11 protein-coding genes are annotated in these 15,162 nt (G+C 65.6%); 9 read left to right on the top strand and 2 right to left on the bottom strand.

Annotated elements, in window-relative coordinates; all coding sequences use genetic code 11:
- Window positions 1-36: 36 nt before the first annotated feature.
- The 9 genes from ACLEJW_RS12625 to ACLEJW_RS12665 all read left to right on the top strand — a co-directional run bounded on the left by ACLEJW_RS12625 (window position 37) and on the right by ACLEJW_RS12665 (window position 12,833).
- The gene (locus ACLEJW_RS12625; protein ID WP_145192653.1) at window positions 37-1,656 is read left to right on the top strand and encodes an ABC transporter substrate-binding protein; all 1,620 of its coding nucleotides are present in this window, start codon (window positions 37-39) and stop codon (window positions 1,654-1,656) included.
- Complete coding sequence (locus ACLEJW_RS12630; RefSeq protein ID WP_145192656.1) at window positions 1,653-2,603, top strand: ABC transporter permease; 951 nt, start codon at window positions 1,653-1,655, stop codon at window positions 2,601-2,603. The genes ACLEJW_RS12625 and ACLEJW_RS12630 overlap by 4 nt, the downstream gene beginning before the upstream one ends.
- Window position 2,604: 1 nt before the next feature.
- Window positions 2,605-3,519, top strand: a complete 915-nt coding sequence (locus ACLEJW_RS12635; RefSeq protein WP_313643644.1) for an ABC transporter permease — start codon at window positions 2,605-2,607, stop codon at window positions 3,517-3,519.
- On the top strand, window positions 3,516-5,135 hold the full coding sequence (locus ACLEJW_RS12640) for a dipeptide ABC transporter ATP-binding protein (protein WP_440777657.1): 1,620 nt from the start codon (window positions 3,516-3,518) through the stop codon (window positions 5,133-5,135). Before ACLEJW_RS12635 ends, ACLEJW_RS12640 begins: the two co-directional genes overlap by 4 nt.
- A gap of 72 nt (window positions 5,136-5,207) precedes the next feature.
- A complete protein-coding gene (locus ACLEJW_RS12645) occupies window positions 5,208-6,542 on the top strand; it encodes an LLM class flavin-dependent oxidoreductase (RefSeq protein WP_440777658.1) in 1,335 nt (444 codons plus the stop codon).
- 31 nt (window positions 6,543-6,573) lie between these two features.
- Entirely contained in the window at window positions 6,574-7,674 is a 1,101-nt protein-coding gene (locus ACLEJW_RS12650) for an LLM class flavin-dependent oxidoreductase (protein WP_313294776.1), read from the top strand.
- Window positions 7,675-8,308: 634 nt separating this feature from the next.
- Complete coding sequence (locus ACLEJW_RS12655) at window positions 8,309-9,871, top strand: NAD(P)/FAD-dependent oxidoreductase (protein ID WP_440777659.1); 1,563 nt, start codon at window positions 8,309-8,311, stop codon at window positions 9,869-9,871.
- A 19-nt stretch (window positions 9,872-9,890) separates the two neighbouring features.
- Window positions 9,891-10,385, top strand: coding sequence for a RidA family protein (locus ACLEJW_RS12660; protein ID WP_440777660.1), 495 nt, complete (start codon window positions 9,891-9,893; stop codon window positions 10,383-10,385).
- 36 nt (window positions 10,386-10,421) lie between these two features.
- On the top strand, window positions 10,422-12,833 hold the full coding sequence (locus ACLEJW_RS12665) for a TonB-dependent receptor plug domain-containing protein (RefSeq protein ID WP_440777661.1): 2,412 nt from the start codon (window positions 10,422-10,424) through the stop codon (window positions 12,831-12,833).
- A gap of 32 nt (window positions 12,834-12,865) precedes the next feature.
- On the opposite strand, the gene ACLEJW_RS12670 is transcribed toward ACLEJW_RS12665, so the two are convergent.
- On the bottom strand, window positions 12,866-14,185 hold the full coding sequence (locus tag ACLEJW_RS12670; protein WP_145192671.1) for an LLM class flavin-dependent oxidoreductase: 1,320 nt from the start codon (window positions 14,183-14,185) through the stop codon (window positions 12,866-12,868).
- Between the two features lie 11 nt (window positions 14,186-14,196).
- Window positions 14,197-15,150 (bottom strand): ABC transporter substrate-binding protein, encoded by a 954-nt coding sequence (locus tag ACLEJW_RS12675; protein ID WP_145192673.1) that lies wholly within the window; start codon window positions 15,148-15,150, stop codon window positions 14,197-14,199.
- Window positions 15,151-15,162: the final 12 nt, after the last annotated feature.

The following is a 15,162-nucleotide window of genomic DNA, read 5'->3' on the forward strand; positions in this document are numbered from 1 at the left end:
GGTGCAGCATAACCCACTCTCATGAAGGACCACCCCATGCCCCCACTGCACCGCCTGTTCGCCATCGGCTCCCTGGCCCTGGCCCTCACCGCATGCTCGCCCGCCGACAACAGCACCACCGGCAAAACCCTCAGCGTTGCGTTCTGGGGCGACAACACCACCCTGGTCAGCGTCGACCCCTTCCAGGTCTACTGGCTGGAACACCGCGTGCTGCTGCGCAACGTCGCTGAATCCCTCACCGACCAGGACCCGGACAGCGGGCGTATCATTCCGTGGCTGGCGAAAAGCTGGGAGATCAGTGCCGACGCCCTGAACTACACCTTCCACCTGCGCCAGGACGTCACGTTCAGCAATGGCGAGCGCTTCGATGCACACGCCGTGAAAGCTGCATTTGACAGCAACAAAGCCTTCGCCACCCAGTTGCCCGCCACTTTTGGTGCCACTTACCTCGCCGGCTACGACCACGCCGAGGTTATCGACGATTTCACCGTGCGGCTGGTGCTGTCACGCCCCAATGCAGGCTTCCTGCAGGCTACTTCCACCACCAACCTGGCGATCCTCGCCCCGGCCTCCTACCAGTTGACCGCGCAAGAGCGTTCGCTGGGCAACATCATCGGGACCGGCCCGTTCATCCTCGACCACTACACCCCCGAGGTCGGCGCGCGCCTGGTCAAGCGTTCCGACTACGCCTGGCCGTCGGCCAACATGCGCAACCAGGGCCCTGCACACGTGGAGGCCGTGGACATCAGCTACATACCAGAAGAAAGCGTGCGCAATGGCCTGTTTCTGCAGGGCAAGGCCGACATCCTGTGGCCACGCAACCCTTTCTCGGAAGTCGACCTCAAACTGTTCCAGTCCAAGGGCGCGACCATCCAGAGCCGCTCGCTGCCAGGCCCGGCGCTGAATCTCTACCCCAACACCCGCAACGACCGCCTGCTGGCCGACCGCCAGGTCCGCCTTGCGCTGCAGAAAGCCATCGATCGCACCAGCTACGCGCACACGGTGTACAACGCAGCGTTCCCGGTGGTGAGCGGCGTGTATGACGTTACCACACCGTATTTCAAACCCCAGGCCAGCAAGCTGGCCTATGACCCCAAAGCCGCCGAGCAACTGCTTGACGCCGCCGGCTGGCGCAAGGGCGAGGATGGCTACCGGCACAAGAACGGCCAGCGCCTGACCCTGCGCTACAACATTACGCCGGCCGAAAGCGCCGGAGACGTGCTCGTCCAGGACCAACTGCGCAAGGTCGGTATCGATCTCAAGCTGAATGTGCTTACCCGTGCCGAATGGGTGGCGGGCAACGCAGCCGGCACTTATGACCTGACGTCCACCTACATGACCCGCGCCGACCCGATCATCCTGCAGACCATCCTCGACCCCCGCTCGGCCAACAGCGCCACGGTGGCCACCAACACCTACGAGCCACACACACTGGCCAAGGCTCAGGTACTGTTCGACAACGGCATCACCGCCACCGCCGATCCGCAACGGGCTCAAGCCTATGGCCAGCTGCAGGACCTGCTGATCGACGAAGCCTCAGCGTTCCCGCTGTACGAGCGCGTCTGGCAAGCCGCCACTGCGCCGCGCGTCAAGGACTTCCGCTGGACCGCAGAAGGCATCGCCCTGTTCAGCGACATCCAGGTCGGCCAGCCATGAAGCGCTACCTGACCGGCCGCATCGGCCAAGCGCTGCTGGTGCTGTGGGGCGCCTACACGATCACCTATTTCATTCTCTACCTGCTGCCCGGCGATACCCTGGCGATCATGCTCAGCGCCTCCGGCATGGAGGCCGACGGCCTGTCGTCCGAGGACCTGGCCAAGGCGCGCGCTTACTACGGGTTGGACAAAGGGCTGTTCGAGCAGTACTTCAACCTGCTGTGGCGCGCGTTGCACGGCGATCTGGGGCAGTCGCTGTCATTGGGACGGCCGGTCACCGCGCTGCTGGCCGAGCGCTTGCCGCAAACCTTGGCGCTGGCGGGCTCTGCCATCGTGCTGTCGTTACTGGCCGGGGTCGGTTTGGCCTACCTGACCGCCTACCTGCAATGGCGCCCGCTGAAAACGGCACTTGCCCGCCTGCCCTCGCTGGGCTTTTCGGTGCCGGTGTTCTGGATGGGCCTGCTGCTGATCCAGGTGTTCGCCTTCGCCCTGGGCTGGTTTCCGGCTACCGGTAGCCAGGGCCTTGCCAGCCTGGTACTGCCAGCAATCACCCTGGCGATACCCAGCGCCGCCGTTTACGCCCAGGTGTTGCAACGCGGCTTCCAGGGGGTGTGGCAGGAACCGTACATCGCCACCGCCTTCGCCAAAGGCCTGAGCAGGGCCCAGGTACAGGCCCGTCACGGCCTGCGCAACGCCGCCCTGCCGCTGCTGACCCTGGTCGGCCTGCAGGTCGGCAACACGGTGTCCGGCGCAGTGCTGGTGGAGACCATCTTCTCGCGTAACGGTGTCGGCCGCCTGGCACAGGAGGCCGTGCTGCGCCAGGACATCCCGGTAGTGCTGGCGATCGTCGCGGTATCGGCCACTGCGTTCGTGGTGGTCAACCTGATCGTCGACTTGCTCTACCCCTACCTCGACCCGCGTATCACCCATACGGCCAAGGTGAATTGAGATGACCATCGATATCCCCCTGACCCCGAGCGACACCGCGACTGCCGGGGGCGAGGCACGCCCTGCGCTCACCTGGAAGCGTCGCACACGCTTGCAGCGCGCCCAGCAAAGCTTGATCCCGTTGCTGCGCCGGCCCGGCTTCAGCCTGGCGCTGCTGATCGTGCTGTTTGCTTTGCTCGCCGCGCTTGCACCCCAACTGCTGACCAGTTTCGACCCGTATGCCACGTCGCCCGCCGACAAGCTCAGCGCCCCCGGCATGGTGCACTGGTTCGGCACCGACGAGCTGGGCCGCGACCTTTATACCCGGGTGGTATACGGCGCACGCCTGTCGGTGATGGCCGCGCTGCTGGCGGTGGCCATCGCCCTGTTCGGTGGCCTTGGTCTTGGTGTACTGGCGGGTTTTGCCGGTGGGCGCGTCGACGCTGCCCTGATGCGCCTGATTGACGTGTTGCTGGCCCTGCCCGGCCTGCTGCTGGCGCTGGCCATTGTCACTGCCATCGGCTTCGGCACAGTGCCTGTGGCCGTTGCCGTGGGCGTCGGGATCATCCCGGGCTTCGCTCGCACCACCCGTGCCGAAGTGCTGCGGATCAAGACCCTGCCCTACGTCGAAGCTGCACGCCTGGGAGGCGCCAGTTGGGCGCGCGCACTGCTGCGCCACGTGCTGCCCAACGCCTGGGGCCCGGTGGCAGTGCTCGCCACCCTGGACTTCGGCGCCGCCATCCTGGCCACCGCCGGGCTCAGCTTTCTAGGCTTCGGCGCGGCTCCGCCAGCAGCGGAATGGGGCACGTTGATCGCCAACGGCCGCCACTTCCTCATCACCGCGCCTTGGGTATCCCTGCTGCCGGGGCTGTTCGTGGTGGCCGTGGTGTTCAGCCTCAACCACCTGGCGCGCAGCGCCGAGGAGCATGCCCGATGAGCCAGTCGCCCTTGATCGAGGTACGCGACCTGAGTGTCAGCTACGCCTTCGCCGGGCAACGCACCCAGGCGGTAAGGAGGCTGTCGTTCAACCTGGCCCAAGGCGAAACCTTGGCCATCGTCGGCGAGTCCGGTTCGGGCAAGTCGACCCTGGCCAACGCCCTGCTCGGCCTGCTGCCGGGCAATGCCCGCATCGATCAGGGCCAACTGCGGGTCGACGGCGTCGATATGGCCCAGGCCGACGAGCGTATCAGGCGCCAGTTGCGCGGGCGTTTCGTCGGTCTGGTGCCGCAGGACCCGATGGTCAGCCTCAACCCCACCCTGCGCATTGGCCGCCAGATCGCCGAGGCCCTGGTGCTGGCCCGCGGCCGACGCTACCCCGAGGTGGACAGCGAAGTCCTCGCAGTGCTGGCCCAGGTTGGCCTGGATGAGCCGGCGCTGCGGGCTCGCCAGTACCCCCACGAATTGTCTGGCGGCATGCGCCAACGGGTGCTGATCGCCATCGCCCTGGCGGGCGAGCCGCGGCTGATCATTGCCGACGAGCCCACCAGTGCGCTGGATGTCACGGTGCAGCGGCGCATTCTCGATCACCTGCAACAACTGGTGGCCGAGCGTGGCATCTCGTTGCTAATCATCACCCATGACCTGGGCATGGCATGCGACCGCGCCGACCGCCTGCTGGTGATGAAGCAGGGCGAGCTGATCGAGCATGCATCCCCCAGGCAAATACTCTGGGGGGCACAGCACCCCTATACCCGTGATCTGCTCAATGCGGCGCCGGCCTTCGTGCCGCGGCGCAGGCCCGGCGAGGTGACGAGCCAGGTGCCGCTGCTGCGCCTGCGCAACGTCGGCAAACGCTTTGCACTGCCAGGGCAGCAGGCTGACTTCACTGCCCTGCATGACCTGAACCTTGACGTGCACGCCGGTCAGACCCTGGCCATCGTAGGCGAGTCTGGCTCAGGCAAAAGCACAGCGCTGCGTATTGCCCTGGGGCTGGACAAACCCAGCCAAGGGCACGTCGAGTTCGCTGGCGAAGATGTCAGCGGGTTCAGCTGGCGGCAGTTCCGGCCCCTGCGTCGGCGCATCCAGCTGGTGCAACAGAACCCGTTTGCCGCACTCGACCCGCGTTTCACTGTGTTCGACAGCATCGTCGAGCCGCTGGTGTCATTCGGCCTGCTCAAGGGCCGGGCGCTGGAGAGCAAGGCCCGCGAGCTGATCGCCAGGGTGCACCTGCCGGTGCACTTCCTCGACCGCCTGCCGCGGGAGTTGTCCGGAGGCCAGCGCCAACGGGTGGCCATTGCCCGGGCTCTGGCCCTGGAGCCAGAGGTTTTGCTGCTCGACGAACCGGTCAGCGCACTGGACGTATCGGTGCAGGCACAGATCCTCGCCCTGCTGGATGAACTGCAGCGCGACTTGGGCATGGCGTACGTACTGGTCTCCCACGACCTGGCGGTGGTGGCAAGCATGGCCGACCAGGTGCTGGTGCTTCGGCGCGGGCAGGTGGTCGAGCAAGGCACGGCGATGCAGGTGTTCGGCCAACCGGCCAGCACCTACACCCGAGCGCTGATCGAGGCAATACCAGGGCATTCGCGCAGCGTGCTGCCCGTGGCGGTTTGACCGTTGTGCCACGCGGCACGGGCGTGCCGCGCGGATCAGACATTGAGGCCTATCTGGCCAGAGGTAATGAACATGAGCAAACGACAGATCCATCTCGGTGCAATGATCCATGGTGTCGGCCACGGCTGGGGCGAATGGCGTCACCCCAGGGCACTGGCCGACGCCAGCGTCAATTTCGGCTACTACAAGCAACAGGCGCAACTGGCGGAGGCTGCGAAGTTCGACTTCGCCTTCATTGCCGACAGCCTGCACATCCACGCCCGCTCCAGCCCCCATTACCTCAATCGCTTCGAGCCGCTGACCATCCTCTCGGCGCTGGCAGCTGTCACATCCCACATCGGCCTGGTCGCCACGGTCACGGTCAGCTACACCGAGCCCTTCCAGGTCGCCCGCCAGTTCGCCTCGCTGGACCTGATCAGCGGCGGTCGCGCCGGCTGGAACGTGGTCACATCGTGGCTGTCGGGTACCGCCGACAACTTTGGCAAGGAGGAACACCCACCCCATGCCGTGCGCTACCGCATCGCCCGGGAACATGTCCAGGTAGTCCAGGGCTTGTGGGATTCGTGGGAAGACGACGCCTTCACCCGCAACAAACAGACCGGCGAGTTCTTCGACCCGGCCAAGCTGCACACCCTGGGCCACCAGGGAGAGTTCTTCAAGGTCAAGGGCCCACTGAACATTCAGCGCTCTCCCCAAGGACAACCGCTGATCTTCCAGGCCGGGGTGTCGGAGGACGGCCGCAATTTCGCCGCGCAGAACGCCGATGCAATCTTCGTCAACCCCGAGTCGTTCGATGATGCCCGCGCTTACTACCAGGATCTCAAACAGCGCGCCGCCGGCCATGGCCGCGACCCGGAGCAACTGTTCATCCTGCCGGGCATCCGCCCGATCGTGGGCCGCGATGAAGCCGAGGTCGAGCGTCGCTACCAGCAGGCCGTAGACCTGGTCAGCATCGAAGACGCCCTGGTAGCCCTGGGCCGACCGTTCAACGACTACGACTTCAGCCAGCATGACCTGGATGCGCCCTTCCCCGATCTGGGCACGCTCGGCGACAACAGCCATAAAGGCACTGCCGACCAGTTGAAACGACTGGCCCGCGACGAGGGCCTGAGCCTGCGCGAAACAGCCTTGCGCTTCTCGCGCCCGCGGCGGGACTTCACAGGTACCCCAAAGCAAGTTGCCGATGCCTTGCAGGCCTGGTTCGAGTGCGCCGCCGCCGATGGTTTCATCATCAACGCGTTGCTGCCCGATGGCCTGCAGTACTTCACCGAACTGGTAGTACCCCTGCTGCAGGCGCGCGGTCTGGTGCGCAGCGAGTACACCGGCAGCACGTTGCGTGACAGCTTTGGCCTGAGCGTACCGACCAACCGCAATAGCCAACGTCGCAGCCAGACCGCCGTCGCCTGACGGCTGCCCCCTTGAAAAGGAGTTCCACTACATGACCCTCGAATTCATTGGCCTCATCGGCCCCCAGGAAAGCAGTGAATCCCAGGCGCCCCGGGGCCCGCTGGTTGATCTGGACTTCATCAAGGCCTTCGCCCAGGCCCAGGAATACGCCGGCTTCGACAAAGCCCTGCTTGCGGTCAACACCAGTGCACCGGACTCGATGATCCTGGCCAGTTACGTCGCTGCGGTGACCGAGCGCATCGGCCTGCTGGTGGCGCACCGCCCCGGCTTCCAGGCCCCGACCTTCGCCGCTCGCCAGTTCGCCACGCTCGACCAGCTTAGCCGTGGGCGGGCCTCGATCAACGTGATCACCGGCGGCGACAGCGGCGACCTGCAGCGCGACGGCGACTTCCTCGACAAGGGTGCCCGCTATGCTCGCACCGACGAATACCTGGAGGTGCTGCACAATACCTGGACGCAGACCACGCCGTTCGACCACCACGGGGCGCATTACCGGGTGGAAGACAACCTGACCCTGGTCAAACCCGTGGGCAAGCTGCCCGTCTACTTCTCTGGTGCATCGGACGCGGCAGTGGAAGTCGCGGCCCGACACGCCGACGTATACATGATGTGGGGTGAGCCGCTGGAGCAAGTGCGCGAGCGCATTGCCCAGGTACGCAAGGTGGCTGCCCGATACGGGCGGGAGAATCATATCCGCTTCAGCCTCTCGTTACGGCCGATCCTCGGTGCAACGGAAGATGAAGCCTGGGCGCGGGCCGAGCGCATCCTGGCCGACGCTCAGCAGCGCATTGGCATCCGCCAAGGCAACCGCCGCGAGAAGAACTTCGGCAAGAGCAACGCCGGTTCCGAGCGCCTGGTGCAGCTGGCAGGCCAGCGCAAGGTGCATGACACCCGGCTGTGGACCGAGATCGCGGCTTTGGGCGGAGGCGCCGGCAACTCCACTTCGCTGGTGGGTACCGCTGAGCAGGTGGCCGAGGCCGCGCTGGCCTACTACGAACTGGGCGTGAGCACTTTCCTATTTCGCGGGTTCGAGCAGTTGCGCGATGCCGTAGAGTACGGGCAGGAGCTGATCCCGCGGATTCGTGCGCTGGTTGCCCGTCAAGAAGCTGGTCGCAGCACCCGCTCTGCCTAGCAGGCCAATCCTTCCTGACAGATCATGGTGGAGCGGCATCAGCGCCCACCGAAATAGACCGCCATACCAACAAGGCGGTCCCCGTAGGCTTCACAGGAGGGACTGACCCGAAACCAACTGTAGGAGCGGATTTGTCCGCGATGCGCCGCGCGGGCGGCGCTCGAGCTCATGCGCGCTGCAAAAACACCGGCGCACACTGGCAGCCTTCATCTTGTCTGACGGCAGGCACCTATGGGCCATGACCGAATCCTGATCGGACAGGGTTGGCAATGATAAATCCGCTCCTACATCTGTTTCGGGCCAGCCCCTCCTGTGAAGCCATCAGGAACCGCCTTGGTGCATGACCGGAGACAGGTGGAGCAGCATCAGTGCCCACCGGGATGCATCGCCATGCGGGCAAGCGGGCTGTAATAACATCAGTTTTTAGCATTTAGAAAATAAGAATTATCAATAATAAACATAATTAACTTAGAACCAAAAAGCCTTTCACACTCCAGTGAAAGTCCATTAGGTTCTGTAAACCGACCCCCAACATGGCGGAGGCAAATGGATTTGTGCCAGCCGCCGTCGGGTCCTTCCCTCGATCCGCCCGCCCGTTGCGCACATCCGAACCCAACCTTTCGGAGCATGCGACATGGGTTTGTCCCGTAGAGACCTGATTACCCGACTCGCCGCCATCGGCGGCTATTCGGCAGCCCTAGGCGCGCTGGGGCACAATGCCCTTGCCACCACCTTCGAACCCCTGCAACTGGCAGCAAACGGCGGCAACGGCAAGCGCGTGGTGATTATCGGCGCTGGCATTTCCGGCCTGGTATCGGCCTATGAGCTGCGCAAGGCCGGCTTTTCGGTCACCGTACTGGAAGCCCGCGAGCGCGTCGGCGGCCGGGTCTGGACCTTGCGCCAGGGCGACCGCATCGAGCACAACGACGGCAGGTCGCAAACCGTCGAGTTTGACCCAGGCCATTTCTTCAACGCCGGCGCCGCACGCCTACCCAGCCATCACCTGACTATCCTTGGCTATTGCCGCGAGCTGGGCGTGGAGCTGCAGGTGCTGGTCAACAGCAGCCGCAACGCCCTGGCCCAGCCAGACCTGGCACGCCCACCGCTGCTGCTGCGCCAGGCGGTCAACGACACCCGCGGGCATTTCAGCGAATTGCTGGCGCGCAGCGTCAGCCGCAACAGCCTCGATGCCGAGCTCAGCAGCAGCCAGCGCAAGGCCTTGCTCGAATTCCTCAAGGTCTACGGCGACCTCGACAGCCAACAGCAATACCGCGGCTCGGTGCGCGCCGGCTACACCCGCTTCGCCGGCGCCGGCAACCAAACCCCGGTGCAGCGCCAGCCGGTGCCCCTGGACCAGCTGCTCGACAGCAACCTGCTGCTGCCGCTGGTGTTCGACGAGATCCCCGAGTTCTCCTCGACCATGTTCCAGCCGGTTGGCGGCATGGATCAGATCCCCAAGGCGTTTTACCGCCACGTCCATGACAGCGTTCGCCTGGGCGCCGAAGTGCTGGCGGTGGAGACCGGTGACGCTGGTGCCAAGGTGAAGTGGCGCGACCGCAAGACAGGTCAGCAGCATGTCCATCACGCCGACTACGCCATCGTCACCCTGCCCCTGCCGCTGCTGGCCAAGCTGCCGAACAACTTCGACAACGCCTTCAAGCAAGCCATCGCCAGTGCCGAAGGCGACAAGGCCAACAAGGTCGCCTGGCAATCACCGCGCTTCTGGGAAACCGACTTCCAGATCTACGGCGGGCTCAGCTACATCAACCACGAAGCCCGCACCCTGTGGTACCCCAGCGACCACCTCAACAGTGCCCAGGGCGTACTGGTCGCCACCTACAACACGGGTGCGGTGGCCCAGGAGTTCGCCGGCAAGTCGCAGCAGGCGCAGATCGCCTCCTCGCGCCAGGCGGTGGAATCACTGCACCCCGGCCACAGCGCCAAGCTGGGCCGGCCGGTAGTGGTGAACTGGTCGAAGATCCCGTTCAGCGAAGCGCCGTGGATCGTCCACGACGAAGTCGCCCAACCCGGCTACGACCTGCTCAACCAGCCCCAGGGCCGCACCTGGCTGGCCAGCGACGCCCTGGCCCATGGCGGCGTCGGCATCTGGCAGAACAGCGCCGCCGAATCCGCGCGCCGGGTGGTCGGCCTGATCGCCCGCCATGCCAGCCAGACCACCCGCGGCGCCGCCGCCTGACCCCCAAGGAACCCTCGCCATGCCTCGTCTTCTACTGCTTGCCGGAGCCCTCATGTCGCTGACCCTCAACGCCCACGCCGATAGCATCAAGCGTGTCGCCGCGCCCGGCTCCAACTTCCCCATCTCGCAACTGGTCACCGTGCCGGCCGGCAGTCAGCTGACATTCGTCAGCGGCACACTGCCGGACATTGCCGACCCCAAAGCGGCCAAGGGCAGCATCGCCGCGCTGGGCAATACCGAAACCCAGACCCGCTCGGTGCTGAACAAACTGCGCACGGCGCTGCAAGGCCAAGGCCTAGACCTGGGCGACATCGTCCAGCTTCGGGTGTTCCTGGTGGGCGACCCAGCCAATGACGGCGCCCTCGACTTCGCAGGGTTGCAAGCGGCCTACACCGAGTTCTTCGCCACCTCCCAGCAACCGCGCACACCGACTCGCACGGCGATCCAGGCCGTGGCCCTGCCGCTGCCGGGCGCGCTGGTGGAGATCGACGCCATCGCCGCCAAGGCGCCGTAAGTGCGCACCGCCAATGCCAGACAAGGAACTGCGTGCATGAAGCAAGCTTTCAATACTGCCCCCTTTCTCAGCGTGGCCCTGGCCGCCGGCCTGCACACCGCCCCCGGCCTGGCCGAAGAACCCGCCGCCCAGGCCCTTGGCACGGTGATCGTCACCGGCAACCGTGGCAGTGAGAAACGTACCGTCACCAGCAGCCCGGTACCCATCGACGTAATCAGTGCCAAACAATTGCAGGAAACCGGCAAGCCCGGCCTGATGGAGGCGCTCAGCGCCAGCGTGCCGTCGCTGACCCTGCCGGAGAAAACCGGCTGGGACGCCAGCGGCATGGCCCGTGCATCGAGCCTGCGTGGCCTCAACGCCGCCCAGGTGCTGGTGCTGGTGAACGGCAAGCGCCGCCACACCAGCGCCCCCCTGAACATCAGCGGCATCAACGCCGGCGCCGCGCCCAGCGACCTCGACCTGATCCCCATCAGTGCCATCGACCACGTCGAGGTGCTGCGTGACGGCGCCGCGGCCCAGTATGGCTCCGACGCCATCGCCGGGGTGATCAACGTGATCCTCAAGGCCGACACCAGCGGCACCGCCGTGAGCACTGCGGGCCAGGGCTACGATGGCAAGAAACAGACCGTGCAGCAAAGCCTGAACAAGGGCTTTGAAATCGGCCACGAAGGCATTCTCCAACTGGCACTCGACGCCCGCAGCCAGAACGACGACAACAAGGCCAGCGCCAACGGCTACAGCCAGGCCGAAGCCCTCGACCGCGCCGGCAAGGTCACCTATGGCGGCTACGGCACGCCGAAGATCAACCTGCTGACCCTGGGCTACAACGCCGAGCTGCCCCTGCAGGACGGCCTGACCCTGTACTCGTTCAGCACAGGGTCGTACCGCAAGGCCGAACAGGGCCAGAACTTCCGACTGCCGACCATCGTCAACACCATCACCACCGGGCCGAACGGGCGCCCGTCCGGCTATACACCCACCTGGTACATCGAGGAATACGACTACCAGGCGGCCGTCGGCGCCAAGGGCCTTGTCGGCGAATGGGACTGGGACCTGTCCAGCACCTACGGGCGCAACCAGGCCGAGCAAGGCACCTGGAACAACCAGAACCCTTCGCTGGGCGAAGCCACGCCCGACCATTTCGAGTCCGGCACCTGGGTCAGCTCGCAACTGACCAGTAACCTCGACCTGCGCCGCAGCTTCGAGGTGGGCCTGGCCAAGCCGCTGGACTTCTCCTGGGGCCTGGAGCAGCGCCGCGACACCTACCAGGTGCAAGCTGGCGATTGGGCCAGCTGGGCCGATGGCGGCTACTGCGCGGCGCCGGGCAACTGCGCGGCCTCCGGCGCCCAGGTCACCAACGGTATCTCCCCGGCCGAAGCCAGCAGCGCCAGCCGCAACAGCTACGCCGGCTACCTGGACGTGGGCTTCAACCCGCTGCCGCAGTGGTACTGGGGCGCGGCCCTGCGCTACGAGCACTACGACCGCGGCATCGGCGCCACCCGCAGCGGCAAGCTGACCACGCGCTACGAGCTGACACCGGAACTTGCACTGCGGGCCACGGTGAGCAACGGCTTCCGCGCCCCGTCGCTGGCCAACAGCCTGTTCAGCGCCCGCTCCACCACCTACGGGGTGGTCGATGGGGTGTACCAGTCGATCAACTATGGCGTGCTGCCGGTGGACTCGGCGGCCGCCAAGGCCTTGGGCGCCGAAGCGCTGAAGCCGGAAAAGTCCACCAACTACAGCCTCGGGATGGCCTGGCAGCCCAGCGAGCGCCTGGCCTTCACCGCCGACGCCTACCTGATCAACGTTCGCGACCGCGTCACCCTGACCGGCACGCTGCTCGGACCGGAAGTGACCCAGACCCTGCTGGCCAACGGCATCGACTCGACGTCGGGCGGCCAGTACTTCACCAACGGCGCCAACACCCGCACCAAGGGCCTGGACTTGGTGAGCAGCTACGACCAGGACCTGGGCGGCGCCGGCAGCGTGAAGTGGACCGCGGCGTTCAACTGGAACGACACCGAGATCCTCGACTGCAAGGAAAGCGTGAACATCCTCGGCACCTCCTACGAGTTGATGAACCGTCAGGCGCGCAACTTCCTCACCGATGTGCAGCCGCACACCAAGCTGATTCTCGGGGGCAACTGGCGCCTGGACCGCTACCGGGTCAACCTGGGGCTGACCCGCTACGGCTCCTGGCGCGAGGTGAACGCGGCCAATGACCGCTCACTGGACCGCGAGTACAAGGCACGCTGGATCACCGACCTGGACGTGGGCTATCAGCTGACCAAGGACCTGGAAGTGGCGATCGGGGCACGCAACCTGTTCGATGTCTACCCTGAGCGCCAGGCGCCGAGCAGCAAGACCATGGTCAAGGGGTACGGGGCGTATTCGCCGTATGGGTTCACCGGGGGGTATTACTTCGGGCGGGTGACCTACGACTTCTGATGGTGTCGGGGCCGCCAGGCGGCCCCGGCGATCTAGCGGCTGAAACGCGGAATCGGCAACCCCAGACTCTCGCGCAGGGTGCTGCCCTCATAGGCCGTGCGGTAAACCCCTCGTTCCTGCAGCAACGGCACCACCTCTTCGGTAAACCGGCGGAACTGCCCGGGGTGGCCGATGTAGATATTGAACCCGTCCAGCGCCCGCGCCTCGAACCACTCGGCCATCTTCGCCGCCACGGTTTGAGCAGACCCGACGAAGGCTCCCGGGCGCAACTGGCGGCCGAACTCGACGGCCTGGCGCAGGCTGAAACCCTTGTCCCGGGCTTGGTCGGCGATGCGCTTGGCGTTGGTGAAGAAACTGCTGCGGGCGAACTCCAGACTCTCTTGGGGGAACGGCGCATCGAGGTCGTACTGGCTGAAATCATGCCAGCCGAAATTGCGCCCGAACTCCTTCAGCGCCAGTTCGAAGCTATGATCGAGCTGGTGGTAGCGGCGTTCGATCTCGCGGGCATGCTCGTCGCTGTCGCCCACGTAGATTTCCGCCCCTGGCAACACCAGCAATTGCTCCGGATCACGCCCCAGGCGCACGGCGCGGGCCTTGATGTCGCGGTAGAACGCTTGGCCCTGCTCAAGGCTGGCGGCATGGGTGAACACCACATCGGCGGTGGCGGCCCCGAGGTCGCGGCCCTGTTCGGAATCGCCCGCCTGGAAGATCACCGGCTGGCCCTGGGGAGAGCGCTGGATGTTCAGCGGCCCGACCACCGAAAAGTGCTCGCCCTTGTGGTCGAGGGCGTGCAGCTTGGCCGGGTCGAGGAAGCGGCGACTGGCGCGGTCGCGCGGGAAGGCATCGTCCTCGTACGAATGCCACAGGCCCTGCACCACCTGCACATGTTCCTGGGCCCGGGCATAGCGGGTGTCGTAGTCGTAGTGCTCGTCCAGCCCGTAGTTGCCGGCAGTGCCGGCATCGCCGCTGGTGACCACGTTCCAGCCGGCGCGGCCTTTGCTGATCAGGTCCAGCGAGGCCAGGCGGCGGGCAACGTTGAACGGCGCATTGTAGGAGGTGGTCAGGGTACCGACCAGGCCCAGATGACGCGTGCTGACCGCCAGCGCAGACAGCAGGGTCAGCGGTTCCAGGCGGTTGAGGTAGTGCGACGGCGAGCCAGGCGTTATGAACTGGCTGTCGACGATGAACATCAGGTCGAACAGCGCCGCCTCGGCTTGGCGGGCGATGTCGATGTACCAGTCGATGTTGACGCTGGCGTCGGCCGGCAGCTCGGAATCGAGCCACAGGTTGTGCCGACCGGGGCCGCCGCAGCCCATGGTCAGGGCGCCGAGTTTGATCTGTCGTTTGCTCATGGGCAATCCTTTCAATGGCTGCTGGCAACGGGCGCCTGGAAGGCCGCGCCAAACGAGGTGTCGAACAGGTTCTGCGCCGGATAGGCCTTGATCAGGCCAAGCCCGGCGAAGAAGTCCACGGTCTTCTGCGCATCGACCATCACCTGCGGGTTCAGCGGCGCCAGGTCGGTGCGTGCACGGGCGAACCAGGCGCGGGCAATATCACGGTCGGCACGGGTGCGCTGTGCCCATGCATCGGCGTAGGCCTCGGTGTTGGCTGCATCGCTCAAGGTCCAGTCACGGGCCTTCTTCAGGCGCTGCAGGAAGTCGGCGATCTGCGCGCGCTTCTGCTCCACGGACTTGCTGTTGGCCACCACGAAGCTTTGCGCTGGGATCACACCTTCGGCGGTGGCCAGCACACGGGCGCCCTGGCGCTCCTGCTGGGTGACGTAAGGCTCCCAGGTTGCGATCACGTCCACCGAGCCGCCATCCAGAGCGTGGGAGGCATCCAGGGCGCTGAGGTAGCGCAGCTCCAGGGCATCGCGGGGCACGCCAGCCTTGTCCAGGGCGCTGAACAGCAGTTGCTGGCTCCACGAGCCCTTCCAGATTGCCGCACGCTTGCCACGCAGGTCCTGCAGGCTGTGGATCGACGAATCTTTGCGCGCCAGGATGGCCACGCCCTCGAGGTTCTGCCGACTGACCGCGATTACCTTGATCGGGGCGCCCAGGGCACCGAGGAACAGCGGTGGCGCATCGCCGAGCAAACCAATGTCAAGGCTGCCGACATTGAGCGCCTCGGCCACCGGCGAGCCGGCGGTGAACTGCTTCCATTCCAGGGTGTAAGGCAGGTCGTCAAGCACGCCAGCCGCTTCCATCACCGCGCGGGCGTTGTAGCTCTGGTCCCCGACCACCAGGGTCTGGGCAGCGGCGGCAAGGCTCAAGGTAGTGGCCAGCAGCGTGGCGGCCAGGTGTTTGATGTAGCGCACGTTCGTCTCCAA

It is taken from the genome of Pseudomonas sp. SMSB3 (assembly GCF_052041965.1).
Classification (GTDB): domain Bacteria; phylum Pseudomonadota; class Gammaproteobacteria; order Pseudomonadales; family Pseudomonadaceae; genus Aquipseudomonas.

Excerpts from the sequence above, each read along its gene's own strand:
- ACLEJW_RS12640 (WP_440777657.1), top strand. The coding sequence starts at position 3,516 with ATGAGCCAGTCGCCCTTGATCGAGGTACGCGACCTGAGTGTCAGCTAC.
- ACLEJW_RS12665 (WP_440777661.1), top strand. The coding sequence starts at position 10,422 with ATGAAGCAAGCTTTCAATACTGCCCCCTTTCTCAGCGTGGCCCTGGCC.
- ACLEJW_RS12645 (WP_440777658.1), top strand. The coding sequence starts at position 5,208 with ATGAGCAAACGACAGATCCATCTCGGTGCAATGATCCATGGTGTCGGC.
- ACLEJW_RS12630 (WP_145192656.1), top strand. The coding sequence starts at position 1,653 with ATGAAGCGCTACCTGACCGGCCGCATCGGCCAAGCGCTGCTGGTGCTG.
- ACLEJW_RS12625 (WP_145192653.1), top strand. The coding sequence starts at position 37 with ATGCCCCCACTGCACCGCCTGTTCGCCATCGGCTCCCTGGCCCTGGCC.
- ACLEJW_RS12650 (WP_313294776.1), top strand. The coding sequence starts at position 6,574 with ATGACCCTCGAATTCATTGGCCTCATCGGCCCCCAGGAAAGCAGTGAA.
- ACLEJW_RS12655 (WP_440777659.1), top strand. The coding sequence starts at position 8,309 with ATGGGTTTGTCCCGTAGAGACCTGATTACCCGACTCGCCGCCATCGGC.
- ACLEJW_RS12670 (WP_145192671.1), bottom strand. The coding sequence starts at position 14,185 with ATGAGCAAACGACAGATCAAACTCGGCGCCCTGACCATGGGCTGCGGC.
- ACLEJW_RS12635 (WP_313643644.1), top strand. The coding sequence starts at position 2,605 with ATGACCATCGATATCCCCCTGACCCCGAGCGACACCGCGACTGCCGGG.
- ACLEJW_RS12660 (WP_440777660.1), top strand. The coding sequence starts at position 9,891 with ATGCCTCGTCTTCTACTGCTTGCCGGAGCCCTCATGTCGCTGACCCTC.